Source organism: Kineococcus endophyticus (assembly GCF_040796495.1).
GTDB lineage: Bacteria > Actinomycetota > Actinomycetes > Actinomycetales > Kineococcaceae > Kineococcus > Kineococcus endophyticus.
Map to the genome: position 1 here is coordinate 146,579 of NZ_JBFNQN010000008.1, position 24,355 is coordinate 170,933.

Sequence of the window (24,355 nt, forward strand, 5' to 3'; positions counted from 1 at the left end):
TCGGATCATGTCACGGCTGCGTGGCTCCCGGCGTCGCAGGCCAGCGTCCGGAGCGCCGCGTAGGAGCGGCTGGCCGCGGCGGCCGAGCGCAGCTCGTCGGCGCCGGCGTCGACGTACTGCTGCGACGTGGCCAGGCTCCGGTGGCCCAGCAGCCGCATCACCTCGACCGCGCTGGCCCCGCTCGCGACGACGCGGGTCGCGAACGTGTGCCGCAGCGCGTGGACGAGGGCGCCCCGCTGGACGCGGTCGCTGACCCCGGCGGCCCGGTAGCACTGCTCGACGAGGTACTGCAGCTGGTGGCGGGACAGCGCGCGTCCGCGGGTGTCGACGAACAGCGGTGCGTCCAGGCGCGGTGCCCGGGCCGCCGGGAACCGGCGGGCGCGGCTCGCGAGGTAGCGGTCCACCAGTTCGGCCAGCGCCTCCTCGACGGGCAGGCTGCGCTCGGCGCCGCCCTTGCCGCGCACCCGCACCCGCCGTTCCCCGGCCGTCCCGGCGAGGTCGCCGATGCGCAGGCCCACGAGTTCCGCGCTGCGGATCCCCGTCACGAGCAACGTCGCCACCACCGCCAGGTCCCGTTCGGGCCACGGGTCCCGCGCCCGCCGGCCGGCGGCCACCGCGTCCAGGAGAACCTCCGGGGTGTCGTTGCCGCGCAACGGCTTCGGACCCTGCTCGACCGGGCGCGGCCGGTGGACACCCGACATCGGGTTCCCGGGCAGGACGTCCTCGGCGACGAGGAAACCGCACAACCCGTTCCACGTCGACCAGCACCGCGCGATGGAACTGCGGGCGTGGTCGAGCGAGAAGTCGGCGAAGGCGGCGCGCAGGGCGGGCGTCGTGAGGTCACCGACGAGGGGTTCGGTCGCATCGACGACGGCGGCCAGGCGCGGGGTGATGCCGGCCACGTCGCGGGCGCGGGCCGCGAGGGTGTTGGGGGAGTCCTTGCGGGGGAGTCGGGCCACTTCGTAGGCCTGCACTGCGGCCGACAGGGCGGAGGAAGTGGTGAGGGACTCGAGAACCCCGGGGTTCAGGGGAGCCATGCTGCCGACGATACGAGCCAGGGGAGTGCTCTGTCAACTCAAAGCGTTGCAGGGCAACGACATCGGGGGAGTCGGACGTGGTCCTGGCCGCATATCCGTCGTTATGCGCAGTTCGACGACGTGCCACGAGAACGCCGGGACCGGTCCGGTGCGACTGGCGCAGGTGGCGAGACGGGATCCGACGACGCGGGCCGTCTCGCCGCTGCGTGGGCGTCGACCGGGCTGTGGTGACGTCGTGGGAGTCGCGACCTGGTGGACGCGACGCGTCGCCGGCCGGGCTCGGCGATGTTGGGTCCGAGCGACCGTGCAGGTACCGGGACTTCGGACCCCAGTGGCCGACGCGCCGGAGAGGTCGACATCCGGCGCTGTCGGCGTCGACGCCTGATGCTGACGCCGACGTCGGAGTCTCGACGGGGGCGCTGTCACCAGGGTCCGACGGTGGGCGTCGCCTGACGATCAACCCCTGTCTGGCACGCCGATAATCTTCATTATGACATCTCAAGGAGGGGTGGCACGTTTCCTCGCCTCTCACGCCCTCCCCTGGCTGTCGTGCCGCCTGCCTCTGAGTGACCTGCTGACTCTGTCTACCCGTGGTCGTCGGCTTGTATCCGCTGACGACGACTGACTGTCGTCGTCGCATGAGGTCCGCCAGGCCGCCTCAACTTCACGGTCACGGACGTCTCGGTCATGTCGATGTCCGGATGCACGTTGAGCACCACGATCACCCGCACATGGCTGAAAAGCGGTCACTCACTCACACGCATGCCGCGAGGTGCCCTTGCCTGGCGCACCGGCAAGGATGCCGATCATGTTTCGGCCCTGGGGCAACGTCGTCCTCATCGTTGGTGCTCTCGCACTGATCGTTGTCTCTCTCGTCGACGTCAGGCGACGGCGACGGCGCGGGGATCAGGGGTGGACGACAGGTCACAAGCTCGGGGTCGTGTCCATGTCCCTCGTCGTCCTGTCACAGGCGCTGCCGCTGATCTAGTCGCACGGTCATCCCGCGGTGCACGCGGCGCACGGTCATCCCGCAGTCCAGGAGTCGGCGGGGGCGCGTCAGCTGGCATCGGCAAGGACCAGCACCGGCCACGTCACGCTCTCGCGCACAGCGGCGATCAGCCCACGTGAGATGACGTGGCGGAACAGGAGGTTCTGCACCAACACCGTGTCGTGTCCTACTCTCACGTACGGCACCGAGAAGAGAAGGACAGCCAGGACGCTGGGCGCAGCGAAGCAGACGCTGATCACCGCCGCCTCGCCTCGGGTGGCCCACGGTGGCTGCGAAGGGGCCAGCCCCATCGGGTCGTTCAAGCACCAGACCCCGGTGAGCAGCCCCCACAGCACCCAGCCGGAGATCTGGTTGGCGCGGTTGCGCAGGACCTGCTTGGCATCACCGCCTGACCGCCTTCTGCCCACCCGTCGAGTCTCCAGTCCCCTGGGCGATCATCCGCGAAGCATCGGCAGGATCACCCGTGTCCTGAGCATCATGCGACGCCAGCGTGCCTGGCGGCAGCCGTCGACGACGACCGCACGGTCATCCCGCAGGCCGCGCGGTCATGGAAACCCCGCTCCACTCCCCCGCAGGTCCTGGTGATCGTCGACGAGGACAGATCGGATGAGACGAGTAGGTGGCCTGCCGACTCACGCGACTTGTTCCACCGCAGGTCAGGACGGTGCGGTCGGGACAGACGGCAAGGTCCCGCTTCGTCGTCCTCAGAGTGTTTGCCGGGCGACCTGTGAGGACTCCTGCAGCATCGCGCACGCCACTCGCGTGAGCGTCGGCGTCACGGTCGCCCAGGGCCCCTCCTCCTCCAGGACGGCGGCCGTGACCGCCTGCAACCCACCGACCAGCAGGCGGGCCGTCGTCTCGTCCAGCGGGAGCAAGCCCGCGCTGCGGAAGGCCGCGCCGCTGGAGAGTTCGCGCATCAGGTCCAGCATCGTGTCCGTGGACCGCCGCTCGGTCTCGACGGCCACCAGGTCCAGGGTCGGCAGGTCCCTGATCCAGCTCAACGTCACCTGAGGATCAGCGGCGACCACGTCGACGTAGGCCTCGATCGCCTGGTGCACCTGGTCGCGCCAGGACGAACCCCCTCGCACCGCAGTGCGGACGGCGTCGACCACCCGACGGTCCTGTTGCTCCAGCAGAGCGACGTAGCACTGCTCCCTGCCGGAGAACTCCTCGTAGAACGTCCGCCGGGACACCTTGGCGTGCCGGACGACGTCGGCCACGGTCGTCGCCTTGAACCCCTTCTCGCGCAGTGCAGCTGCCATGCCGGTCAGCAGTCGCTGCCGCGAAGGGGTGGTCGCCGGCTCGGCGCTTTTCGAGATCTGCACACAACCATCATCGCATGGCGGTACGCGGGCGTACCGACGTCCGGTACGGTCTCGTACCACGAGAGCAGCACCACGCACCCCACGTCACCTGGAGCACCCGTGACCCCGACCTCGGCGACCGCCCGCCCGCACACCATCCCCGAACCCCCGCGGGTCCCCCTCGTGGGGCACGTCCAACTCCTCACCGCCCCCAGCTTCACCGAGTTCACCCTTCGACTCGCGCAGCGCCTGGGGCCCGTCTTCGGGCTCCGGCTGTTCGGGGAGGAGATGACCCTCGTCAGCGACCAGGCGTTGGTCGCGGAACTGTGCGACGAGAGCCGTTTCCACAAGAAGATCGACGCCACCCTGGAGCGGGTGCGGCTCCTGGGCGGCGACGGACTGTTCACCGCTCACGACGAAGAACCCAACTGGAAGACCGCTCACGACCTGCTCATACCCGCCTTCTCCCTGGGCGCCATGCGCGGGTACCACGACACCATGGTCGAGGTCGGTCACCGGCTGCTGGACCGCTGGGAGAAGCACCCCACGGTCGACGTCCCTGGCGATGCGACCAGACTGACCCTGGACACGATCGGTCTGTGCGGCTTCGGGTACGACTTCGAGTGCTTCAGCCGGGCCGAGGAGCACCCGTTCGTCTCCGCGATGGTCAGGGGCCTGGCCTACACGCAGGAGACGGCCATCACCCCACCAGGAACAGCGTGGCTTCGGCGTCGGGCCGACACCCGCTTCGAGCAGGACCGTCAGACCCTCACGCAGTTCGTCGACGACGTCATCGCCCATCGCCGGGCACAGGGGTCCAACGACGGTCAGGACCTGCTGGACCGCATGCTGTTCCCCGCCGCGGGACAGGGGTTGGACGTCCAGAACATCCGTCACCAGGTCATCACCTTCCTCATCGCCGGCCACGAGACCACCAGCAGCGCCCTGTCCTTCGCCGTGTACTTCCTCCTCAAGCACCCCGAAGTCCTCGCTCGCGCGCAAGCTGAGGTGGACGCGGTCTGGGGCGACCAGGACCGCCCGTCACCGGCGTTCGCAGACGTCGGACGGCTGACGTGGATCCGGCAGGTCCTCAACCAGACGTTGCGGTTGTGGCCCACGGCTCCCGCGTTCACCGTCCAGCCCTACGAGGACACCGTCATCGGAGGGCGCTACCAGGTCCGACGCGGACAGGCCCTGACGATCAGCACGCCTGCGTTGCACCGCGATCCGTCCTGGGGCGGCAACCCGAACACCTTCGACCCCCGCCGCTTCGACGCCGAGTTCGACGCACAGCGCCCGGCGCACGCCTACAAGCCCTTCGGGAACGGCCAGCGCGCCTGCATCGGTCGACAGTTCGCCCTCCACGAAGCCGTCCTGGTGCTGGGGATGATCCTGCACCGGTTCGAGCTCGTCGACCACACCGACTACCAGCTGAAGATCCGCGAGTTGTTGACCTTGAAGCCGGAGGGTCTCACGATGAGGGTCCGACCCCGCCACGTCCGGAGGTCGACGCTGCCCGTCGCCAACCCGTGCGGGGTCCCGAACTCGGGCGCCGCCGAGGTCGCCCTCCACGACGGCACCACCTCCGCAGCCACCAGGGCCGCCGGCGGCGACCTGGCTCCCTCCACCGTGGACCGGTTGCGGATCGCGCACGGCTCGACCATGGGCACCGGCCGGGCGGTGGCGCGCGACCTGGCCGAACTCCTGGGCGGCGCCCGCGCGGTGAGCGCGCCGCGAGCTCTGGACGACCTGGTCGACGACCTGTCACCCGAGGACATCCTCCTCGTCGTGGCCGCCTCCTACAACGGCCGCCCAGCCGAGGAGGCGACCCGCTTCACGCAGTGGGTGCAGGACCTCCCCGCCCAGGCGCTGACCGGTGTCCGGTACGCCGTCCTGGGCCTGGGCGACCGGAACTGGCCGGGCACCTACCAGCAGGTTCCGCAGCTCCTCGACCGCGCCCTGGCCGCAGCGGGGGCCGAACGCCTGACAGACCTGGGGGCTGCCGATGCCGCCGGAGCGTTCGACGCCGCCGTCGACCAGTGGACCCGCCGGCTGCACGCTGCGCTCGCCGGCCCCACAGGGGTCGGCGACCCGGACACCGCCCTTCCCGCCCCTCGCCCACCCCGCTACCGGGTGCAGCGACAGGCGGGGGCGAGGCCGGTCCCCTCCGTGCGAGAGGGGGCCGAAGAGGTGTTGCGCGTCGTGGACTCCCGACCCCTGACCTCGGCCCAGGCCCCGGCGGGACAGCGCAAGCACCACGTCCGGCTGGCGCTGCCCCCAGGTGTCACGTACCGCACCGGGGACCACCTCCTGGTGTGGCCACGGCAACGGGCTGACCTGGTCGAACGCGTTGCACGACGCTTCGGGCTGGACCTGGCGGACGTCGTCAGCCTGACCGTCGAGGGCAAGGGCTCGATCCGCGCCTCCCACCACCTGCCGGTGGGGCGACCCCTCACGGTCCGTCAGCTGCTCGGCGAGGTGCTCGACCTCCAACGGCCCGCCGGCGCCTTCGAGGCGGCCGCGTTGCGCGACTGCACCTCGTGCCCCCCGGACCGGCGAGCCCTGGCCGCCTTGGCCGACGCCTCCCCCGAGGACTTCGACGACGTGGCCCACGGGCCGGTCAGCGTCGTGGACATGGTGGAACGCCACCCCTCCTGCGAGCTCGGCTTCGAGGACTTCCTGGGGTTGATGAGGCCGGTGCAGCCGCGGCGCTACTCCATCTCCTCCTCGGCCGTGGCGACCCCGGACACCGTCGACCTCGCCGTGGCGGTGGTGGAGCGACCACTGCCGCGGCGCGAGGGGGCCCACCGCGGGACGGCGTCGACCTTCCTGTCCGCGACGGTGGCCGGCGACGTCGTCGACGCCAGCATCGCCCCGTGCCCGGAGGTCTTCCGCCTTCCCAGGGCCGCGGACGGCACGGTGAGCACCGACGTCGTGATGGTCACTGCCGGCACCGGCGTGGCCCCGTTCCGCGCAGCCGTCGCCGAGGAGGTGCACCTGGGTGGGACCGGCCGCTTGACCCTGTACGTGGGCTGCCGCGCAGAGGCACTCGACTTCCTGCACCGCGACGAGCTCACGGACGCAGCGGCGCGCGGAGTCGTCGACCTGCGCCCGACGTTCTCGCAGGAGCCCGTCGACGGTCTGCGCTACGTGCAGGACCGCCTGCGCGCGGACGGCGGGGACCTGTGGAGCCGCCTGCAGGCCGGTGCTCACATCCGGGTGTGCGGCGCAGCCGACACCGTGGGCGCCGGAACCCGCTCGTTCCTCGTGGACCTGCACCGGGACCACACGGGATCGAGCGTCGAGCAGAGCCGGCAGTGGCTCGAGGACCTGGTCCAGGAAGGCCGTTACGCCGAGGACGTGTGGGCGTCGTGACCACGAACACCGGACACAGCTCCGGCCACAGCCGTGCACCCGAGGACCAGCCGGGGAGGCGGCCGCGGTCCAGCCTCACCCCGCGCGCCGCCCTCTTCCTGGCGATCGCGGTGTTCGCGGAGGTCAGCGCCTCCCTGTCGTTGAAGGCCGCCCTGACGAACCCCTGGTGGTACGGCGTCGTGCCGTTGGGTTACGGCGGCGCCTTCGCCCTCATGGTGCTGGTCCTGCGGACCGGCGCGCCGTTGGGCCTGACCTACGGGATCTGGGGCGCGTCCGGCGTCGGCTTGACCGCAGTCCTGTCGGCGGCGCTGTTCGGAGAACCCTTCAACGTGGTCGTCGCTGCCGGAGTGGTCCTCATCGCTGCAGGCGTCCTGTGCGTGGAACTCGGTTCACGGTCGCACTCCGGAGACGAAGCCGAGGTGCAGGGCTGATGGCGTGGGTGTTCCTGGCGGTGGCCATCATCGCCGAGGTCGCAGCGACCCTGTCCCTGAAGATGGCCGTCACCGGCCGCAAGGCCTGGTACGCCGCTGTTGCAGCGGGATACCTCGTCGCCATCGGACTCCTCTCACTGGCCCTCGACGCCGGGCTGGGCCTGGGGTTGACCTACGGGGCGTGGGCCGCAGCCGGCGTCCTCCTCACGACACTGGCCGGCGCCGTCCTCTTCGCCGAACGCGTCAGCCGCACCTCCGCCGTGGGCATCGCCCTGGTGATCACCGGGATAGCACTCGTCAAGTGGGGAACGAGCTGACCGCCGTCGTCCGGCAACAGGCGTCACGCGTGGGTCGTGCGACGTCGCCGCACACCCGAGGGGAGCGTGTGACTCGCCCACAGGCCCGGGGGTGGTGGAGGCGGGCCCGTTGGCGACTCGCAGTCGAGCGGTCCAAGGGGTGAGGAGCAGCCCCGCCTCGACCGCGGAGGGTTTCACGTGTCCTGCGGTGGGCGAGCGGAACAGACGAGCATCTCCAGGCCGAGCTCGAACGCGCGCGTGGCGACCGGGTCCGCCGGGTCCTCTCCGGCGACGGTCGCGAAGGCGGCGGCGAACCGCGGGACGACGTCCTCCTGCCCGGTGGGGTCGAAGACGACGACGGGCCCCGACATGTCCAGCACGCTGCCGAGGATGAACGACTCGAAGGCGGTCAGGAGCGGCAGGACGTCCCGACTGCTCCAGCCCACCGCCTCCGCGGCCACGGCGAAGTCCTCGTACTGCGCCAGCAGCACCGGCGCCGAGACCCGGTGCGTCATGAGCAGCGGGATCGCGCGGGGGTGGCCGGCGAAGGCGCTGCGGTAGGAGCGGGCCCAGGCGCGCAGACCGTCCTCCCAGGCCAGGGTGCGCAGGGGCTCGGAGTCGATGGCGGCCGAGACCAGGGCCCGCACGTCCTCGACCACGGCCGCGAGGTCGGGCACGTGGTGGTAGAGCGAGGTGGGGTTGACCCCCAGGCGCGCAGCCACTTTCCGGATGCTGGCCCCCTCCGCCCCGTGGCGGTCGACCAGTTCCAGCGCGGTGGCGGCGATGAGCTCGCGGCTGAGCAGCGGCTGCTTCGGTCGGGCGATGACGGGCCTCCAGGTCTCGGCCGCCGAGCCTACGCAAACACCGTCGGCCCACCGCAGACGGCGCGCCCGCAGGGTCTGGTCGAGGGAAACCAAACGGTGTATGTTTTGCGTCGTGGACACAGAGGTCTTCACCGTGGTGGAAGCAGACGTCGAGTCGCTCAGGGCCGCCCTGCAGTCGGGCGCCGTGAGCAGCGTGGAACTGGTGGCGCGCTACCTGAACCGCATCGGCCGGTACGACCGGTCCGGCATCCGGCTCAACTCGGTGCCCGTGCTGAACCCCGGCGCCTTCGCCGAGGCCCGCGCCGCCGACCTGCGCCGCGCCCGCGGTGAGGTCCTCGGCCCCCTGGACGGCATCCCGTACACCGCCAAGGACAGCTACCAGGTGCGCGGGCTGCCCGTCGCCAGCGGCTCCCCCGCGTTCAGGGACCTCATCGCGCAGCAGGACGCCTTCACCATCGCCCGGCTGCGTGCGGCCGGGGCGGTGCTGATCGGCCTGACCACCATGCCGCCCATGGCGGCCGGCGGGATGCAGCGCGGCCTGCACGGACGGGCCGAGTCCCCCTACAACGCCGAGTTCCTCACCTCGGCGTTCGGGTCGGGGTCCTCCAACGGCTCCGGTACCGCCACCGCGGCCAGCTTCGCCGCGTTCGGCCTCGGTGAGGAGACGTGGTCGTCCGGTCGGGCTCCCGCGTCCAACAACGCCCTCGTCGCCTACACCCCGTCCCGCGGGGTCATCTCCGTGCGGGGCAACTGGCCCCTGGTGCCGACGATGGACGTCGTCGTCCCGCACACGCGCAGCGTCGCCGACCTGCGGCACGTCCTGGACGTCGTCGTCGCCGACGACGAGACCACCGAGGGCGACTTCTGGCGCACTCAACCCTGGATCGACCTGCCCGCCCCCTCGCAGGTCCGTCCGCCGTCGTTCGCGCAGGCGGAGGACCTCCCGCTGGCCGGCCTGCGACTGGCCGTCCCGCGCACCTACGTCAACGCCGATCCCACCAGCGCCCACCCGATCCTCACGCGGGACAGCGTGATGGAACTCTGGGGCCGGATGGAGGACGACCTCGTCGCCGCGGGCGCCGAGGTGGTGGTCGTGCCGTTCCCCGTCGTGGAGAACTACGAGGAACTCCACGACGGCGACCAGGGCCTCGTCGCCCGGGGTCTGGTGAGCCGGGAGTTCCTGCGCGACGAGGTCGGCGACCTCTCGGTCTGGGCGATGGACTGCTTCCTGCGCCAGAACGGCGACCCGGCACTGCACCGCTTCGCCGACGTGGACCCCGCGCTCATCTTCCCCGCACCCCCCGGCGCCCTCCCGGACCAGTACGGCGTCCTGCCCTTTGACATCGCCTACGACATCGCCGACTACGTCGCCCGGGCGAAGGAGTGGGAACCGGACTGGCGCGACGTCGCAGGTCTCGAGGACGGCCTGCGCGGTCTGGAACAGGCGCGGCGCGAGGACTTCGACGAATGGCTGCAGGCCGAGGGGTTCGACGCCGTCGTGTTCCCGACGGCCGCCGACGTCGGACCCGCCGACGCCGACGTCGACCCCGCCTCGGCCGAGATCGCGTGGCGCAACGGGGTCTGGGTCTCCAACGGGAACCTCGTGCCCCGCCACCTCGGCATCCCGACCGTCACCGTCCCCCTGGGCACCATGTCCGACACCGGGATGCCGGTGGGCCTCACGATCGCCGGAGCCGCGCACACGGACACCCGGCTCGTGCAGCTGGCCTCCTCCATCGCCGCGCTGCGCGAACGCCGCACACCGCCGCCGCGGACCCCGGCTCTGCCCGACGAAGCGGCCTTCGGCGAACCGCGCCCGGCGGCCGCCGGTGACCTCGCCGTGCGCGTGGACCAGGTGAGCGCGGTCGTGGAGGGCGACGAGACCGTCGTGACGTTCTCCGCCACCGTGACGGGGGGAACCCCGGCCGAGCACTCCGCCCACGTGGACGGCGTCCGTGTCGAGACGCACCTGCAGGACGGTGTCCTGCGCGGCACGACCCGCACACCGGCCGACGCCCACGGCCCGGCCGTCAGTTCCTGGCACGGCCCGTACGGCCCGCTCGTCGTCGTGCTCGTGCGCGACCAGGCCGGCGTGGTGGCCGGCGACCTCGCGACGACGCCGGACGCCCCGCTCTGACGGCTCGCCCACCCCAACGACCGCCCGACAGGAGACACCCCGATGAGCACAGCAGCGACCGGTACGACGACCCCCGACACGACCGGCACGTCGATGCCCGCCGAGTGGGAGCAGCACGCCCTCACCTGGATGGGTTTCCCCCCGCCCAACGAGACGTTCGGCGAGGAGGGCGGGGCCGACCTCGAGCGGGCCCGTGTGGCGTGGAGCCGCGTCGCCGCCGCCGTCGTGGCCCACGAACCCGTGCGCATGCTCGTCCGCCCCGAGGACGTGGGCGCAGCCCGCGAACTGCTCGACCCCCGGGTGCAGCTGGAGCAGGTGGGCCTCGACGACTCCTGGCTCCGGGACACCGGACCGACGTTCGTGCGCGGGCGGGGCGGCCTGCAGGCCGTGGACTGGACGTTCAACGGCTGGGGTGCCCAGAGCTGGGCCGCCTGGGACCAGGACCGGCTGCTGGGCGCGCACGTGGCGTCGCTGGCCGGTGTCCCGGTCGCGTCCTCCCCACTGGTCACCGAAGGCGGGGGTTTCCACGTGGACGGCGACGGCACCGTGCTGCTCACCGAGACCGTCCAGCTCGACCCCGCCCGCAACCCCGGCTGGACGCGCGAACAGGTCGAGGCGGAGGTCCACCGCCACCTCGGCACCACCACGGCGATCTGGTTGCCCCGGGGACTGACCGCCGACTACGGCGAGTTCGGCACCCGCGGGCACGTCGACATCGTGGCGACGTTCTCCCGCCCCGGGGCGGTGCTCGTGCACACGCAGACCGACCCCGGCCACCCCGACCACGAGGTGTCGCAGGAGGTCCTGGAACTGCTGAGGACCGCGACCGACGCCCGGGGCCGCCGCCTGGAGGTGACCGAACTGCTCGCCCCGAAGACCACCGAGGTCGACGGTGAACTGGTCGACTTCTCCTACGTCAACCACTACGTCGCCAACGGCGTGGTCGTCCTCTGCGGCTTCGCCGACGACCGCGACGAGGCTGCGGCGCAGGTCCTCTCGCGCGCCTACCCGGGTCGGGAGGTCGAGCTGGTGGACGCCCGGGACGTGTTCGCCTTCGGCGGCGGCATCCACTGCATCACCCAGCAGCAGCCGGCCTGACAGCTCAGGACCGGGTTCCTCACCCGCCCGTCGCCTCCAGGTGGCGCCGGAGTTCCTCGCGGTCCGGCGGACGAGCACCCGCCCGCCGGCACGTGGAGGAGGCGCTGTGCACGGCAGCCTCGACCACGCTGCGCAGGAGCGGACCGGAGAGGCTGCGCAATCGCGGCCGGGCCTGGACACCGAGCAGGCCGGCGGCGGCGAGGGCGTCGAGCAGGCCGGAGGTGAAGGCGTCACCGGCGCCGACCGTGTCCACGACGGGCACGGTCGGCGCGTCGAGTTTCCACGAGCCCGCTGCCGGTGACGGCCACGGCCCCCGCGGCGCCGCGGGTGACGACCACCAGGGCCGGCCCCGTCCGGAGCCACCTCGTCGCCACGTCGACGTCCGCCTCCCCGGGGAACAGCCAGCGCAGGTCCTCGTCCGACGCCTTGACCACGTCGCCGGCGGCCACGAAGTCCTCGACGAGGGGGACCGCCTGCTCCGGACCGGAGAAGGACACCGGACGGACGTTGGGGTCGTAGCTCGTGCTGGCCACGGCCCGGGCGCTGCGGAGGAGTTCCAGCGCGGTGGCCGCACCCGGCGGAACGGAGGCACCGATCGACCCGGTGTGGACGTGGTCGAGGTCCGCGGGCAGCTGCACCCGGGGCAGCGTGGAGTCGAGGTCGAACTCGTACGTCGCGCGCCCCTCGCCGTCGACCTGCGCACGGGCGACCGACGTGGCGCCGCGGACGAGGGAACCGGGGAAGAGGTCGACGCCGGCCCCGACGAGGTGCTGCTGGAGCACCTCACCCCGTGCGTCGTCGCCGATCCGGCCCAGGAACTGCACCCGGTGTCCCAGTCGGCCGAGCCCGTGGGCGACGTTCAGGGGACTGCCGCCGGGGTGTTCGGCGCTGCGGCCGTCCTCGTGGCGGACCACGTCCACCAACGCCTCGCCGACCACCAGGACGCGGGCACCGCGGTGCGGGGAGGTGTTCACGGGGGCTCCTGGGGTCGGGGATCGGGTCAGGACTGCTCGGCCATGCTCCACATCGACCACAGCGCCGTGCGCATCCGCCGGGGTTGCTGCAGGACGGTGACGACGGCGGAGGCGACGTCGTCGGGGGCCAGGAAACCGTCCTTGACGGGATCTCCCGCCGTCCTCCCGACGCCGTCGGCGAAACCCGTGTTCACCGCCGCCGGGGCGATGGTGCTGACGCGGACGCCGCGCTCCCGCAGTTCCCGGGCCAGCGAGGTCGCCAGACCCACCTGGCCGTGCTTGCTCGCCGCGTACACGGCCTCGTCCCCTCCCCCGGTGCCCAGCCCGGCCACGGAGGCGACCAGGACGACGTCACCACCGGCGTCTTCGTCCGCCGCGCGGTCGTCGAAGTGCTGCACCGCAGCCCGGACCGCCCACACCGTCCCGAGGAGGTTCGTGTCGACGATCGCCTGCAGCACGTCGTCGGGGTAGTCGCAGATGCCGCCGAACACCCCGATGCCTGCGTTGCAGACCACCGAGTCGAGGCGACCGAACCGGTGCACGGCCTCGGCGACGGCCTGGCGGGCCGCGTCCGGGGAACGCACGTCGAGCCGCACGGCGAGGAACTGCTCCGGCGGGTGACCCGAAGCCACCAGCGTCGCCCTGCCGGGGTCGAGGTCGGCCAGCACCACCCGGGCCCCGGCCTCCAGGAGTTGCCGCGCGGTGGCGGCTCCGATGCCTGCCCCCGCGCCGGTCACCAGGACCACCGATCCGGTCAGGTCGCGGCGTTCAGCGGGCACGTGCGGTCTCCTCGTCGAGGTGGGGGTTGCGAGCGGCGGTTCAGGCGCGGCGGAGCACGAGGTCCTCGAACGTGGCGTGCGCGCGTTCGCTGTGCTCGTCGGTCTGGCAGGCGTCGAGGACGTCGGGGTGCGCGGTGAACGCCCTGATCCCGACGGCCAGGGCCTGTTCGACCGCCTGCGGGTTCCGCACGCTGGCGAGCAGAACCTGCGTCGGGCTGTCCCGCAGGGCCGCGTGCATGGCCCCGACGAGTCCGACGGGCGGTTCGCCGGTGCGGTCGGCGATCTGCCCGAAGTAGGGGGCGATCCACGCCGCGCCGACCTGTGCGGACATCGCCGCCTGGGCGACGGTGTTCACCGCGGTGATGAGCGTGGGGACGCCCGCGCGGCGCAGGACCGCGGCGGCGGAGAACCCCGCGCGCGTCGCGGTCAGCTTGACGACGACGCGGTCACCGAGGTCGGTGATGCGCGAGGCGTTGGCCACCATCTCGGACGGGCTGCTCCCCCACGTCTGGAAGAACACCTCCTCCGCACCGGCCGCCACGTAGCGGGAGTACAGCTCGGGGAAGTCGCCGGCGCCGCGGTCGGCGCGGTCGAGGATCGCCGGGTTGGACGTCACACCGCTCACCAGCCCGGCCCGGAGCAGGGCCTCGACCCGCTCGACGTCGGCGCTGTCCGCGTAGAACCTCACGCACTCCTCCAGGCGCTCAGTTGAGCGGGGGTACGCTCAACGGTGAACTGCACTATCGTGCCGCGGGAGTCCTGGTGTCAACGAAACCCGTCGGGAGGAGCCGCGTGGACAGCGCGCTGGAGGCCCTGCGAGCGACCACCGCCGCACGGCGCTACTACGTGGACGGGGCGACCAAGAGCGCGATCGCCGACGAACTGCGGGTGTCTCGGTTCAAGGTGGCGCGCCTCATCGACCGCGCGGTGAAGGACGGCATCATCACCTTCACCGTGCGCGAACCGGCCGGTGTGCAGGTGGAGAGCTCGCTGCGGCTCGCGGCGCACCTGCAGGTCCCCGAGTGCGTGGTCGTGCCCACGGCGGCCGAGGCGCCCGAACGACGACGCGCGGAACTCGGTGCGGCCGCCGCGCGGATCGTCGCCGGCCTCCTCGAGGACGGTCAGCGGCTCGGCATCACGTGGGGACGCACGTTGCGGGCGGTGGTCGACGCCCTGCCGGAACTGCCGAAGGTCGACGTCGTGCAGCTGGTCGGCGGCCTGGCCCAGGAACCCCTCGCCTCCGGCCCCGCCGACCTCGTGCGGGCGGTGGGCTCGCGCACCGCCGGCCGGGCCTGGGTCCTGCACGCCCCTCTCCTCGCCGACACCCCGGGCAGCGCCCGGACCCTGCGGGCCGAGACGTCGATCGCGGCCACCCTCGCCCTGTACGGCGGGACGGACCGCGCCGTCGTCGGCATCGGCTCCTGGCGCGGCGACGGTTCGGGGTTGCGTTCGGCGCTGCCCGCCGCGGTGCAGACCGCCTGCGACGACGCGGGTGTCGTGGCCGACGTCGGAACGACGCTCCTCGCGCAGGACGGCTCGGTCCTCGAGGTTCCCGGGCTGTCGGACCGGGCGATCTCGGTGACCACCGAGGAACTGCGCTCCATCCCCGACGTCACGGCCGTCGCGGTCGGGGAGGACCGTGCGGACGCCGTCCGGGCGGCCTGCCGCAGCGGGATCGTCCACCGCCTGGTCACCGACCACCGGACCGCCGAGGCTCTGCTCGGCTGACGTCCGAGGGCCTTCGACGAGGAGACGTCGCGCCTCCGGAACTGCCCGGGGACGGAGTTCCCGACCTGACGTCGCGCTGCAGTGCGGGACTCGGGGTTGACACGTTCGACTCCGAGTCGCTTGACTGACCACACCATCCAGAGCGGCCGAGAGACTTGGCTCGACGACGCCGCAGCAACCACCGGGTCCCACGGGTTCCGACAGGTGCTTCCGCCAAGACGATGGAGTGCGGAGGACGTCGTGCAGAACGTGAACGGAGCCGCGGAGCGACCGCGGGTCCACCTGGTGCGCCGGCGCCACGTCGACCTCGCTCGGCAGTCGAGCAGCTGCTGTCCGGCCTGACCGGACCCTCACCCCCCACCTGCGCGGCGTCGCCCGCGGGCCTACCCCACCTGCTCACCTCGCTCGCGAGCACGTCCCCCAGGAGCACTGTGCCCACCCGTCGGAGAACCCTGTCCACTGCCGCCGTTGCGGCTTCGGTCCTCTTGAGCGGCTGCGCCGCAACCTCGTCCGGGTCGGAAGGAGTGGGTCGCCGGGTCGATGGGGGGACCGCCGTCTACGCCACGGACCGGGAACCCACCTGCCTCGACCCGCACAACAGCGGGGACATGCCCCAGACCTACATCGCACGGCAGTACCTCGACAGCCTCGTCTCGGCGACCTCCGACGGTCAGGTCGTCCCGTGGCTGGCGGACAGCTGGACGATCTCCCCGGACGGTCTGACGTACGACTTCACCCTGAAGAAGGGTGTCGAATTCACCGACGGCACTCCCTTCGACGCCGCCGCGGTGGTGGCCAACTTCCACCAGATCCTCGACCCCGCGACGCAGTCGTCCACCGACCTGCTGTACCTGACGTCCTACTTCAAGCAGGCCGTGGCCGTCGACGACCACGTCGTCCGCATCGAGCTCCTGCGCCCTTACTCCCCCTTGCTCATCGCTCTGAGCCAGGCGTTCTTCGGCATGGAATCACCCAAGGCCATGGCCCGCGGCCTGGCCCAGAACTGCGTGTCGCCGGTCGGCACCGGACCCTTCGTGGTCAAGCGGTGGAACCGTGCCCGAGACGTGGAGCTCGTCGGGAACGAGAACTACAACTCCGCTCCGGCGAACGCCAAGCACCAGGGACCAGCCTACCTGGAGGGGGTGACCTGGCGGTTCCTCAAGGACAACACCACCCGCTACAGTGCGCTCGCCGGCGGTCAGGTGGACGCCATCTTCAACCTCCCCGCCGAGTCGCAGGAATCGGCGGAGTCCAATCCGGACCTGCAGCTCAGCAGCTTCGTCCACTCCGGTTCCCCCTTCAGCCTCGGTCTGAACACGCGCAGCGACGTCTTCTCCGACGTCCGCGTGCGCAAGGCGTTCGCGCACGCCTCCAACGCCCAGGCCGCCGTGCACAGCGCGTACGGCGGCGTCTACCCGTACGAGGGGAACACCATCTCCAGTGGAACCCCCTCCTACTCCGCAGCCTCGCACGACCCCTACCCCTACGACCCGGCCGAAGCCGGACGCCTCCTCGACGCGGCCGGCTGGACCGGCCGGGACTCCGAGGGGTACCGCACCAAGGACGGCCGGCGGTTGACGGTGCTGCTGCCCTACAACTCCGACAGCGGGGAGACGCCCCCCGGGGACGTCACGATCCTGCAGAACATCCAGGCGGAGGAGAAGCTCGTCGGCATCGAGGTGGACCTCGAACCCCTCGACGGTTCTTCGATGAACTCCGTCTGGGGTGACGAGACCAAGTACGACGCCCTGGGGACCTACTGGAACTCCCCCACCCCGCACGTCATGTACATCCAGTTCTCGCAGGCCACCCTCGACGTCGACAACGGCCAGAACGTGGCCTTCGACGCCGATCCCGCCCTGGACGACGTGCTGCTCAGGGCCAGTGCGACCACCGACCCGGGCACGCAGAAGGTGCTGTACGCCCAGGCGCAGCAGATGGTGGCCGACCACGCCTGGGCGGTCGGCCTCTACCCCGTCCAGACCCGACTCGCTGTGCGCAAGGAGCTGAAGGACGTCTGGATCGAGACGTCCGAGGGCGAACCGGTGCTGCACGACGCCTACCTGACGGAGTGAGACGACGATGAGCACCTCCACCCCGACCCTCGAGGTCCGGCCCGCGGTGGCCCGCCCGTCCGGTCCGCGTCGTGCCGCGGCACGCCGGTGGGCCCTGAAGCTCGCCGGCGCGATCGGCCTCCTGTGGGCTGTCGGCACGATCGTCTTCCTGCTGGGGAACCTGGTCCCGGGGGACCCCGCCGTCGCGGTGCTGGGCGGTGCGTCCCAGCACCCCACCCCGGAGGCGGTCGCAGCCGTCCGAGCGGCCTACGGGTTCGACGACCCGCTGGTCGTGCAGTACCTGCACCACCTCGCCGGGTTGGCACGCTTCGACTTCGGCGAGTCGTACACGTTCAAGCAACCCGTCGTGGAAGTCATCGGCAGCCAGTTCGGCCCGACCCTGGTGCTCACGGTGTCGGCGCTGGTCACGGCCTGGGTCCTGTCCGTCGCGTCGACGCTGCTGACGGCGGGGCGGAGCCGGTGGGCGACGACGGTGGGGTCCGGCGTCGAGGTCGTGGCCGCTGCTCTGCCCCAGTTCTGGCTGGGTCTCGTCCTGCTCGTCGTGGTCGCCGCCAAGCTCCAGTGGCTGCCGGTCATCGACAACGGGGTCGCCGGCCTGGTGCTGCCCACCCTGACCCTCGCGATCCCGCTGGCCGGTTTCCTCGGTCAGGTCACACGGGACTAGTTCGAGAAGGCGCTCGGTGAACCCTTCGTCCTGTCCGCACGGGCCCGTGGCATGTCGGTGGCGGGTGTGCGGTGGCGGCACGTCCTCCGGCACGCGGCGCTGCCCGGCATCAGCCTGTCCGGCTGGGCTCTGGGCTCGCTCATCAGCGGGGCGGTCGTCGTCGAGGCGATCTTCGCCCGGCAGGGGCTCGGTCAGGGCCTGGTCGGGGCCGTGGCGGCGCAGGACCTGCCGCTCGTCACCGGCATCACGTTCGTGGTCGCCCTCGTGTACGTGGTGGCCAACCTGCTGACCGACGCGGCGTTCGTCCTCGTCGACCCCCGTCTGCGTCACGCCCTGGGAGGCACCCGGTGACCACCGTCGAGATCGCGACCGACCCGCAGGCCCACGCCTCCCCGGGGGTGGTCCGCAGGCCACGGTCCTCCTGGCGCTCCCCCGCCCTGCTGCTCGCACTGGCGGTGATCGCGCTGGTCGCGCTGGCGGCCCTCCTCCCGGGTGCCCTCACCCGCCAGGACCCGCTCGTCATCCACCTCGACCAGAGCTTCGCCGCCCCGTCCGCGGAGCACTGGTTCGGCAACGACCAGTCCGGCCGGGACGTCTTCGCCCGTGTCGTGCACGGGACCCGGCAGTCCGTCCTCATCGGCCTCGGCGCCACCGCCCTGGCCATGGCCGGCGCGCTCGTCCTCGGACTGCTGGCCGGCCTCGGGTCGCGGTTCACCGACGGGGCCGTGAACCGCGCGGTCGAGGTCCTGTACGCCTTCCCCGGGCTCCTCCTGGCCCTCGTGCTCATCACCGTCTTCGGGAACGGCGCGCTGACGCAGATCGTCGCCGTGGGGGTGGCGTCCCTGCCGGGGTACACCCGCATGGTCCGCGGTCAGGTGCTCGCGGTGCGGTTTGCGCCGTACGTGCAGGCGGCCCGCACGCTGGGCCACCCGTCGCGGACGATCGTGGCCCGGACGATCCTGCCGAACGCCTTCCGCCCGCTCGTCGCCCTGATCACCCTCGGCGTGGGGCAGGCGATCGTCTGGGCCGCCGCACTGGGCTTCCTCGGCCTGGGCGTCCAACCCCCCGCGCCGGAGTGGGGGGCGATGCTGAACGCCGGCCGCAACTACCTCCAGCAGGCCTGGTGGCTCGACTTCTTCCCCGGTGCGGTCATCATCCTCACCACGCTCGCGGTCACCGTCCTGGGCCGCTTCCTGCAGAACGCCACCCGACCCGGGAGCCCCTCGTGAACCCACTCCACCCCAGCGACCCCCCGCAGCACGATGCCCTCGTGCGGGTCAGGGACCTGTCGGTCTCCTTCGGCGACCGCCAGGTCGTCCACGACGTGTCCTTCGACCTCACGGCGGGTACCTGCGTCGCGATCGTCGGGGAGTCCGGCTCGGGCAAGAGCGTGTCCGCCCGGTCCCTCCTGGGGCTCACCGGACCGGGTTCGACGATCCACGCCGGCGAACTCTCCTTCGCCGGTCGCGACCTGCGGGCGCTGTCCGACCGCGCCTGGCGCAGAGTCCGAGGCCGCGACATCGGCCTGGTCCTGCAGGACGCGCTGGTCTCCCTGGACCCCCTGCGCCGCGTCGGCGACGAGGTCGCCGAACCCCTGCGGCTGCACGGGGTCGGCCGCCGCCGGGAACGGCACGAGCGGGCCGTCGCCCTGCTGGGGGACGTCGGTGTGCCCGAACCCTCGTGGCGCGCCCGGCAGCGGCCGGCGGAACTGTCGGGCGGTCTGCGTCAGCGAGCGCTCATCGCCGCGGGCATCGCGCTGGACCCGCCCGTCCTCATCGCCGACGAACCGACCACCGCGCTGGACGCGACAGTGCAGGCGCAGGTCCTCGACCTGCTCGCCGACGGTGTGGCCCGCGGTCGGAGCCTGCTGCTCATCAGTCACGACCTCGCCGTCGTGGACCGGCTGGCGGACACCGTCCTGGTGCTCCGCGAGGGGAGCGTCGTCGAGTCCGGCCCGACGGCGCAGGTGCTGGGTGACCCCCGGCACGAGTACACCCGCCGGCTCATCGCGGCCGTACCCTCCGCGCAGTCGCGCGGGGAGAGGTTGTCCTCCCCGGCGGGCCCGGGGACGACGGCGGTGCCGCGTCCGCGGACCTCCGTCCTCCCGGCGCCGGTGGACGACACCCCTGCGCTGCTGCGGGTGTCCTCGGTCTCGAAGCACTACCGAGGCCCCGACGGCGTGACGCGCACCGTTCTCGACGACGTGTCGTTCGACGTCCGTCGCGGCGAGACCGTCGGCATCGTCGGGGAGTCGGGGTCCGGCAAGAGCACAGCCGCGGCGATCGCACTGGCCCTGGTGGAACCCGACGGGGGTGCCGTGGAGTTCGCCGGGCTCCCCTGGACGGGAGTCACCGAGAAGCAGCGCCGACCGCGGCGTCGTCGCCTCGGCTACGTCCACCAGGACCCGTTGAGCTCGTTCGACCCCCGCCACGACGTGCGCCGCATCCTTCTGGACGCCGTCGGTCGGGTGGAGGAGGACCCGGCCGGTCGCGTCTCGGAACTCCTCGACCACGTGGGGTTGTCCGCTCGCCACCTCCACGACCACCCGTTGCGGTTGTCGGGTGGGCAGCGGCAGCGGGTGGCCATCGCCCGTGCCCTGGCCACCCGCCCTGACCTGGTGGTCTGCGACGAACCCGTCTCCGCCCTCGACGTGTCGATCCAGGCCCAGGTGCTCGACCTCCTGGGGGACCTGCAGGACGAGCTCGGCACGGCGTACCTGTTCATCAGCCACGACCTCGGGGTCGTGCACCACCTCAGCGACCGTGTGCTCGTCGTCCAGGGGGGACGCATCGTGGAGGAGGGCGACGCCGACCAGGTCTTCGAGCAACCCCGGCACCCGTACACGCAGGCACTGCTGGCAGCGGTCCCCCGGATCCGCCGCTCCACCGGCGTCCCGGGAGCCCGCCCGTGAGCCGCCGTGGGCCAGGTGAGCTCGCGGAGGTCCTGGACGGCATCGCCGCCGGCGCGGTCGGGCGGGAGGAGAAGCGGGAACTGCCCTTCGCCGCGGTCGACGCGTTGCGCGAGGCCGGGGTGACCGCGTTGACGGTGCCCACCGAGTTCGGCGGGGGCGGTGCCACGGACGAGGAGCTGTTCGCCGTCCTCGTCGACCTCGCGGCGGCCGACTCCAACCTCCCGCAACTCCTGCGCGCGCACTTCGCCCACGTCGAGGGACTGCGCCTGGACCCCGACCGGCCGGGCACCGCCGACTGGTTCCGGGCCGTGGCCGCCGGCGAGGTGTTCGGCAACGCGACGCACGAGAGGAGCTCGGCCGTCGTGGAGTCGCTGTCGACGCGACTGACGCGCGTCGGGGACGGGTGGCAGCTCGACGGTGTGAAGCACTACACCACCGGGTCGCTCTTCGCGGACTGGATCGCGGTGAGCGCCCAGCGGGAGGGGCCCGACGGGACGACGGTGCCCGTCGGCGTGGTGGTGTCGAGCAGGGCTGCGGGGGTCGACCTGCGCGACGACTGGAACGGTTTCGGTCAACGCCTGACCGGCAGTGGGACGACCCGCTTCGACCGGGTCCGCGTCGACCCCGCCCACGTGGTCGAGCAGCACGGTGACGGGGTCCCCACGCCGATGACGGCCTTCGTGCAGCTCGTCCTGCTGGCCTGCCTCGCCGGCACCGCGCAGGCCGTGGTGCGCGATGCGACGGACTTCGTCCGCACCCGCACCCGTGTGTACCGGCATGGATCCGGGGCGACGGCCGCCCAGGACCCCCTCGTCCTGCACGTCGTGGGGCGGCTCGCCGCGGACGCGGCCGCGTCCCGTGCGCTCGTCCTGGACGCCGCGCGCGCCCTGGACGCCGTGCACGCGGCCACGGGTCCCGAACGCACCGGAGCCGTGGAACAGGCCGAACTGGCCACCGTGCAGGCCCAGGCGGTGGTCGTGGAACTCGTGCTGCGCTCGACGACGGCTCTCTTCGACGTGGGGGGCGCCTCCGCGACCGACCTCGGTCGGCACCTCGACCGGCACTGGCGCAACGCCCGGACCCTCGCCTCGCACAACCCGGTCGCCTACCAGTTGCGGACCGTCGGCGACCACCTCGTCAACGGGTCCGGGCTGACGTACGCCTGGGCGACCGGCGAGGCCGGGAAGGAGATCGCGTGAGCGCCGTGAAGCCGTTGTTGCTGAACCTGTTCGAGATGAACTGCGTCAGCCACATCACGCACGGGTTGTGGCGTTTGCCCGGGAACCGCCGCCACACGTTCGAGGACGTCGAGTACTGGACGACGCTGGCCCGCACCGCCGAGGAGGCGGGGTTCGACGCCGTGTTCCTGGCCGACGTCGTCGGAGCCTACGACGTGTTCCGCGGCGGACCGGAGACCGCTCTGCGGGAGGGACTGCAGATCCCGAGCAACGACCCGCTGCTCGTCGTCCCGGCGATGGCCGTCGTGACCGAGCACCTCGGGTTCGGGGTGACCTTCTCCACCAGCTACGAACCCCCGTTCGCCTTCGCGCGACGCATGAGCACCCTCGACCACCTGACCCGGGGGCGCGTGGGCTGGAACGTCGTGACGTCGTACCTGCCGAACGCGGCCCGGAACTTCGGGCTCGCCGACGAGATCGAGCACGACCACCGCTACGCCATCGCCGACGAGTTCATGGAGGTCGTCTACAAGTTGTGGGAGGGGTCCTGGGACGACGACGCGGTGGTCGCCGACCGCGACCGTGGCGTCTACACCGACCCGACCCGGGTGCGGTACGTGCACCACACCGGCGAGCACTTCCGCGTCGCCGGACCGCACCTGACGTCACCCTCCCCCCAGAGGACGCCGCTGGTGGTGCAGGCCACCGCCTCCCGGGCCGGCATCGAGTTCGCCGGCCGGCACGCCGAGCTCGTCTTCACCGGCGGACCCGACGAGGCGTCGGTGCGACGGACCATCGCCGCGGTGCGGGAGGCAGCCGTCCGGCACGGCCGCCAGGCCGAGGACGTGAAGTTCGTGGTCCAGGCCAGCGTGGTCACGGGCCGCACCGCTGCGGAGGTCGCGGCGAAGGTGGCCGAGCACGAGCGCTTCGACAGCCTCGACGGTCGGCTCGCCCACGCGTCCCTGCCCTTCGACCCCACCGCCCATCCGCGGGACCGGACCGTCGGCGAGGCGCTGGCCGCGGAGGGCAGACTGGACGACCCCGCCACCCGGGGGTTCCCGCTCGAGCAGCGGATCGCGGACTTCCTCGACGCGACGGGCCGCTTCGCCCGGACCTTCTCCGTGGCCGGGGAACCCCACGTCGTCGTGGCGGAGATCGAGCGCTGGCTCGACGACGTCGGCATCGACGGCATCAACCTCACCCAGCACCACAGCTACGGGACCCTGGAGGACTTCGGCGAGTTCGTGGTCCCGCGGTTGCGCGAGCGTGGCCGCCGCCCCGAGGGGTACGTCAAGGGTCAGACGATGCGCGAACGCTTCGGTGGAGCCGGACCGCACCTCCCGCCCGACCACCCAGGCCGCCGGTTCGCCGGCGGGAGGGGTCTTCGAGGACGCACCTGACGCCGGCAGGGGCCCCAGAACGACCTCGGCATGCACGCAGCCCACCACCGCAGCATGATCGCCGGGTGGGACGACGCGTCGGCATCGAGGAGGAGTTCCTGCTGGTCGACGCCGACACGGGCAGGGCTCGTGGCGACGGGCCGGCGGTGGCGCGGGCCGTGGAGGAGCAGACCGAACTGCAGCAGCAGCAGGTCGAGACCGGCACCGCTCCGCACACGGACCTGCGGGAGGCGGCCTCCGACCTCCTCGGACGCCGCGCCCGCACCGCTGCGGCCGCCCGGGAGCGGGGGGCCCGGCTGCTCGCCCTGGCGACCCACCCGCTGCCGACGGCGTCCGCCACCACCCGCGGCGAGCGCTACCAGCGCCTGGAGGACCACTACGGGTTGCTGGTCCGCGAACAGCTGACGTGCGGGTGCCACGTCCACGTCGAGGTCCCCGACCGGGGCGAGGCCGCCGCCGTCCTGGACCGCCTGCGGCCCTGGACGTCCGTGCTGCTGGCCCTGTCGTCCAACTCCCCGTTCTGGCAGGGCGCCGACAGCGGGTACGCCTCGTACCGCACCCAGGTCTGGTACCGCTGGCCGACGGCCGGACCGACCGAACCGTTCGGGGACGCGGCCGGCTACGACCGGGCCACGGCGCGGTTGCTGGCCACGGGCGTCCCCCTCGACGCGGGGCAGTTCTACTTCGACGCCCGCATCTCGGCGACGCACCCCACGGTGGAGGTCCGCGTCGCCGACGTCTGCCTGCTGGCCCGCGACGCGGTGCTCCTCGCCGCCCTCACCCGGGGACTCGTGGAGACCGCGGCCCGCGAGGCGGCGGACGGCCTCCCGGTGCCCGACGTCTCCGTCGCCGCCCTGCGCGCGGCGTCCTGGCGTGCCGCGCACGACGGGACCGGCGGCGAGCTCGTCTCCCCCACCTCCGGCCGGCCGGAACCCGCCGACGCGGTGCTGACCGCCCTGGTGGACCACGTGCGTCCCGCCCTGCTCGACGCCGGGGACGAGGAGCTGGTGTTGACCGGGCTGGCGGACGTCCGCCGCCGCGGCACGGGCGCGGACTGGCAGCGCGCCACGGCGGCCCGGTCGGGGGTGGACGCCGTGGCGCGCGAGGCCGCCGAGGCGACCCTGCGGTCCTGAAC

At 72.4% G+C, this 24,355-nt stretch carries 23 protein-coding genes and 1 riboswitch; of the genes, 15 read left to right on the forward strand and 8 right to left on the reverse strand.

What is annotated here, in order from left to right; translation table 11 throughout:
• Nucleotides 1-5: 5 nt before the first annotated feature.
• The 3 genes from AB1207_RS12885 to AB1207_RS12895 form a co-directional block, all read right to left on the reverse strand.
• On the reverse strand, nt 6-1,037 hold the full coding sequence (locus AB1207_RS12885; protein ID WP_367638778.1) for a site-specific integrase: 1,032 nt from the start codon (nt 1,035-1,037) through the stop codon (nt 6-8).
• Between the two features lie 1,056 nt (nt 1,038-2,093).
• Nucleotides 2,094-2,453, reverse strand: coding sequence for a hypothetical protein (locus tag AB1207_RS12890; protein ID WP_367638779.1), 360 nt, complete (start codon nt 2,451-2,453; stop codon nt 2,094-2,096).
• A gap of 297 nt (nt 2,454-2,750) precedes the next feature.
• Nucleotides 2,751-3,371, reverse strand: a complete 621-nt coding sequence (locus AB1207_RS12895; protein WP_367638780.1) for a TetR/AcrR family transcriptional regulator — start codon at nt 3,369-3,371, stop codon at nt 2,751-2,753.
• Between the two features lie 99 nt (nt 3,372-3,470).
• Between AB1207_RS12895 and AB1207_RS12900 the strand changes: the two genes are divergently transcribed.
• The 3 genes from AB1207_RS12900 to AB1207_RS12910 are packed head-to-tail and all read left to right on the forward strand — an operon-like array spanning nt 3,471 to nt 7,473.
• The gene (locus AB1207_RS12900; protein WP_367638781.1) at nt 3,471-6,725 is read left to right on the forward strand and encodes a cytochrome P450; all 3,255 of its coding nucleotides are present in this window, start codon (nt 3,471-3,473) and stop codon (nt 6,723-6,725) included.
• The gene (locus AB1207_RS12905) at nt 6,722-7,156 is read left to right on the forward strand and encodes a DMT family transporter (RefSeq protein WP_437178928.1); all 435 of its coding nucleotides are present in this window, start codon (nt 6,722-6,724) and stop codon (nt 7,154-7,156) included. The genes AB1207_RS12900 and AB1207_RS12905 overlap by 4 nt, the downstream gene beginning before the upstream one ends.
• On the forward strand, nt 7,156-7,473 hold the full coding sequence (locus AB1207_RS12910) for a DMT family transporter (RefSeq protein WP_367638782.1): 318 nt from the start codon (nt 7,156-7,158) through the stop codon (nt 7,471-7,473). Before AB1207_RS12905 ends, AB1207_RS12910 begins: the two co-directional genes overlap by 1 nt.
• 173 nt (nt 7,474-7,646) lie before the next feature.
• On the opposite strand, the gene AB1207_RS12915 is transcribed toward AB1207_RS12910, so the two are convergent.
• Nucleotides 7,647-8,369 carry a TetR/AcrR family transcriptional regulator gene (locus tag AB1207_RS12915; RefSeq protein ID WP_367638783.1) on the reverse strand — a complete coding sequence of 241 codons (723 nt, stop codon included), beginning with the start codon at nt 8,367-8,369 and terminating at the stop codon, nt 7,647-7,649.
• 7 nt (nt 8,370-8,376) lie between these two features.
• Between AB1207_RS12915 and AB1207_RS12920 the strand changes: the two genes are divergently transcribed.
• The gene (locus AB1207_RS12920) at nt 8,377-10,413 is read left to right on the forward strand and encodes an amidase (RefSeq protein WP_367638784.1); all 2,037 of its coding nucleotides are present in this window, start codon (nt 8,377-8,379) and stop codon (nt 10,411-10,413) included.
• A gap of 42 nt (nt 10,414-10,455) precedes the next feature.
• The gene (locus AB1207_RS12925; protein ID WP_367638785.1) at nt 10,456-11,511 is read left to right on the forward strand and encodes an agmatine deiminase family protein; all 1,056 of its coding nucleotides are present in this window, start codon (nt 10,456-10,458) and stop codon (nt 11,509-11,511) included.
• 19 nt (nt 11,512-11,530) lie between these two features.
• Here AB1207_RS12925 and AB1207_RS12930 read toward each other — a convergent pair whose 3' ends face one another.
• The 4 genes from AB1207_RS12930 to AB1207_RS12945 are packed head-to-tail and all read right to left on the reverse strand — an operon-like array spanning nt 11,531 to nt 13,952.
• Complete coding sequence (locus tag AB1207_RS12930; RefSeq protein ID WP_367638786.1) at nt 11,531-11,764, reverse strand: PfkB family carbohydrate kinase; 234 nt, start codon at nt 11,762-11,764, stop codon at nt 11,531-11,533.
• Nucleotides 11,742-12,485, reverse strand: a complete 744-nt coding sequence (locus AB1207_RS12935) for a PfkB family carbohydrate kinase (RefSeq protein ID WP_367638787.1) — start codon at nt 12,483-12,485, stop codon at nt 11,742-11,744. The genes AB1207_RS12930 and AB1207_RS12935 overlap by 23 nt, the downstream gene beginning before the upstream one ends.
• Before the next feature lie 26 nt (nt 12,486-12,511).
• Nucleotides 12,512-13,264: an SDR family oxidoreductase gene (locus AB1207_RS12940; protein ID WP_367638788.1), complete on the reverse strand. Its 753-nt coding sequence runs from the start codon at nt 13,262-13,264 to the stop codon at nt 12,512-12,514.
• 40 nt (nt 13,265-13,304) lie between these two features.
• Nucleotides 13,305-13,952: a transaldolase family protein gene (locus tag AB1207_RS12945; protein ID WP_367638789.1), complete on the reverse strand. Its 648-nt coding sequence runs from the start codon at nt 13,950-13,952 to the stop codon at nt 13,305-13,307.
• A gap of 104 nt (nt 13,953-14,056) precedes the next feature.
• Here AB1207_RS12945 and AB1207_RS12950 point away from each other — a divergent pair, with 104 nt between their 5' ends.
• From AB1207_RS12950 to AB1207_RS12995, 10 genes are all read left to right on the forward strand, one after another.
• Nucleotides 14,057-14,992, forward strand: a complete 936-nt coding sequence (locus tag AB1207_RS12950; protein WP_367638790.1) for a sugar-binding transcriptional regulator — start codon at nt 14,057-14,059, stop codon at nt 14,990-14,992.
• 130 nt (nt 14,993-15,122) lie between these two features.
• Nucleotides 15,123-15,220: riboswitch (SAM riboswitch) on the forward strand.
• 21 nt (nt 15,221-15,241) lie between these two features.
• Complete coding sequence (locus AB1207_RS12955) at nt 15,242-15,334, forward strand: putative leader peptide (protein ID WP_367638912.1); 93 nt, start codon at nt 15,242-15,244, stop codon at nt 15,332-15,334.
• Nucleotides 15,335-15,600: 266 nt separating this feature from the next.
• Nucleotides 15,601-17,067, forward strand: a complete 1,467-nt coding sequence (locus AB1207_RS12960) for an ABC transporter substrate-binding protein (protein WP_367638791.1) — start codon at nt 15,601-15,603, stop codon at nt 17,065-17,067.
• Between the two features lie 7 nt (nt 17,068-17,074).
• Complete coding sequence (locus AB1207_RS12965; RefSeq protein ID WP_367638792.1) at nt 17,075-17,731, forward strand: ABC transporter permease; 657 nt, start codon at nt 17,075-17,077, stop codon at nt 17,729-17,731.
• Between the two features lie 51 nt (nt 17,732-17,782).
• Nucleotides 17,783-18,082 carry an ABC transporter permease subunit gene (locus tag AB1207_RS12970; protein WP_437178929.1) on the forward strand — a complete coding sequence of 100 codons (300 nt, stop codon included), beginning with the start codon at nt 17,783-17,785 and terminating at the stop codon, nt 18,080-18,082.
• On the forward strand, nt 18,079-18,960 hold the full coding sequence (locus tag AB1207_RS12975; RefSeq protein WP_367638793.1) for an ABC transporter permease: 882 nt from the start codon (nt 18,079-18,081) through the stop codon (nt 18,958-18,960). The genes AB1207_RS12970 and AB1207_RS12975 overlap by 4 nt, the downstream gene beginning before the upstream one ends.
• A 41-nt stretch (nt 18,961-19,001) precedes the next feature.
• Nucleotides 19,002-20,642 (forward strand): dipeptide ABC transporter ATP-binding protein, encoded by a 1,641-nt coding sequence (locus AB1207_RS12980; protein ID WP_367638794.1) that lies wholly within the window; start codon nt 19,002-19,004, stop codon nt 20,640-20,642.
• Nucleotides 20,639-21,841: an acyl-CoA dehydrogenase family protein gene (locus AB1207_RS12985; protein WP_367638795.1), complete on the forward strand. Its 1,203-nt coding sequence runs from the start codon at nt 20,639-20,641 to the stop codon at nt 21,839-21,841. The genes AB1207_RS12980 and AB1207_RS12985 overlap by 4 nt, the downstream gene beginning before the upstream one ends.
• On the forward strand, nt 21,838-23,220 hold the full coding sequence (locus tag AB1207_RS12990) for an NtaA/DmoA family FMN-dependent monooxygenase (RefSeq protein ID WP_367638796.1): 1,383 nt from the start codon (nt 21,838-21,840) through the stop codon (nt 23,218-23,220). Before AB1207_RS12985 ends, AB1207_RS12990 begins: the two co-directional genes overlap by 4 nt.
• A 65-nt stretch (nt 23,221-23,285) precedes the next feature.
• Nucleotides 23,286-24,353 (forward strand): carboxylate-amine ligase, encoded by a 1,068-nt coding sequence (locus AB1207_RS12995; protein WP_367638797.1) that lies wholly within the window; start codon nt 23,286-23,288, stop codon nt 24,351-24,353.
• Nucleotides 24,354-24,355: the final 2 nt, after the last annotated feature.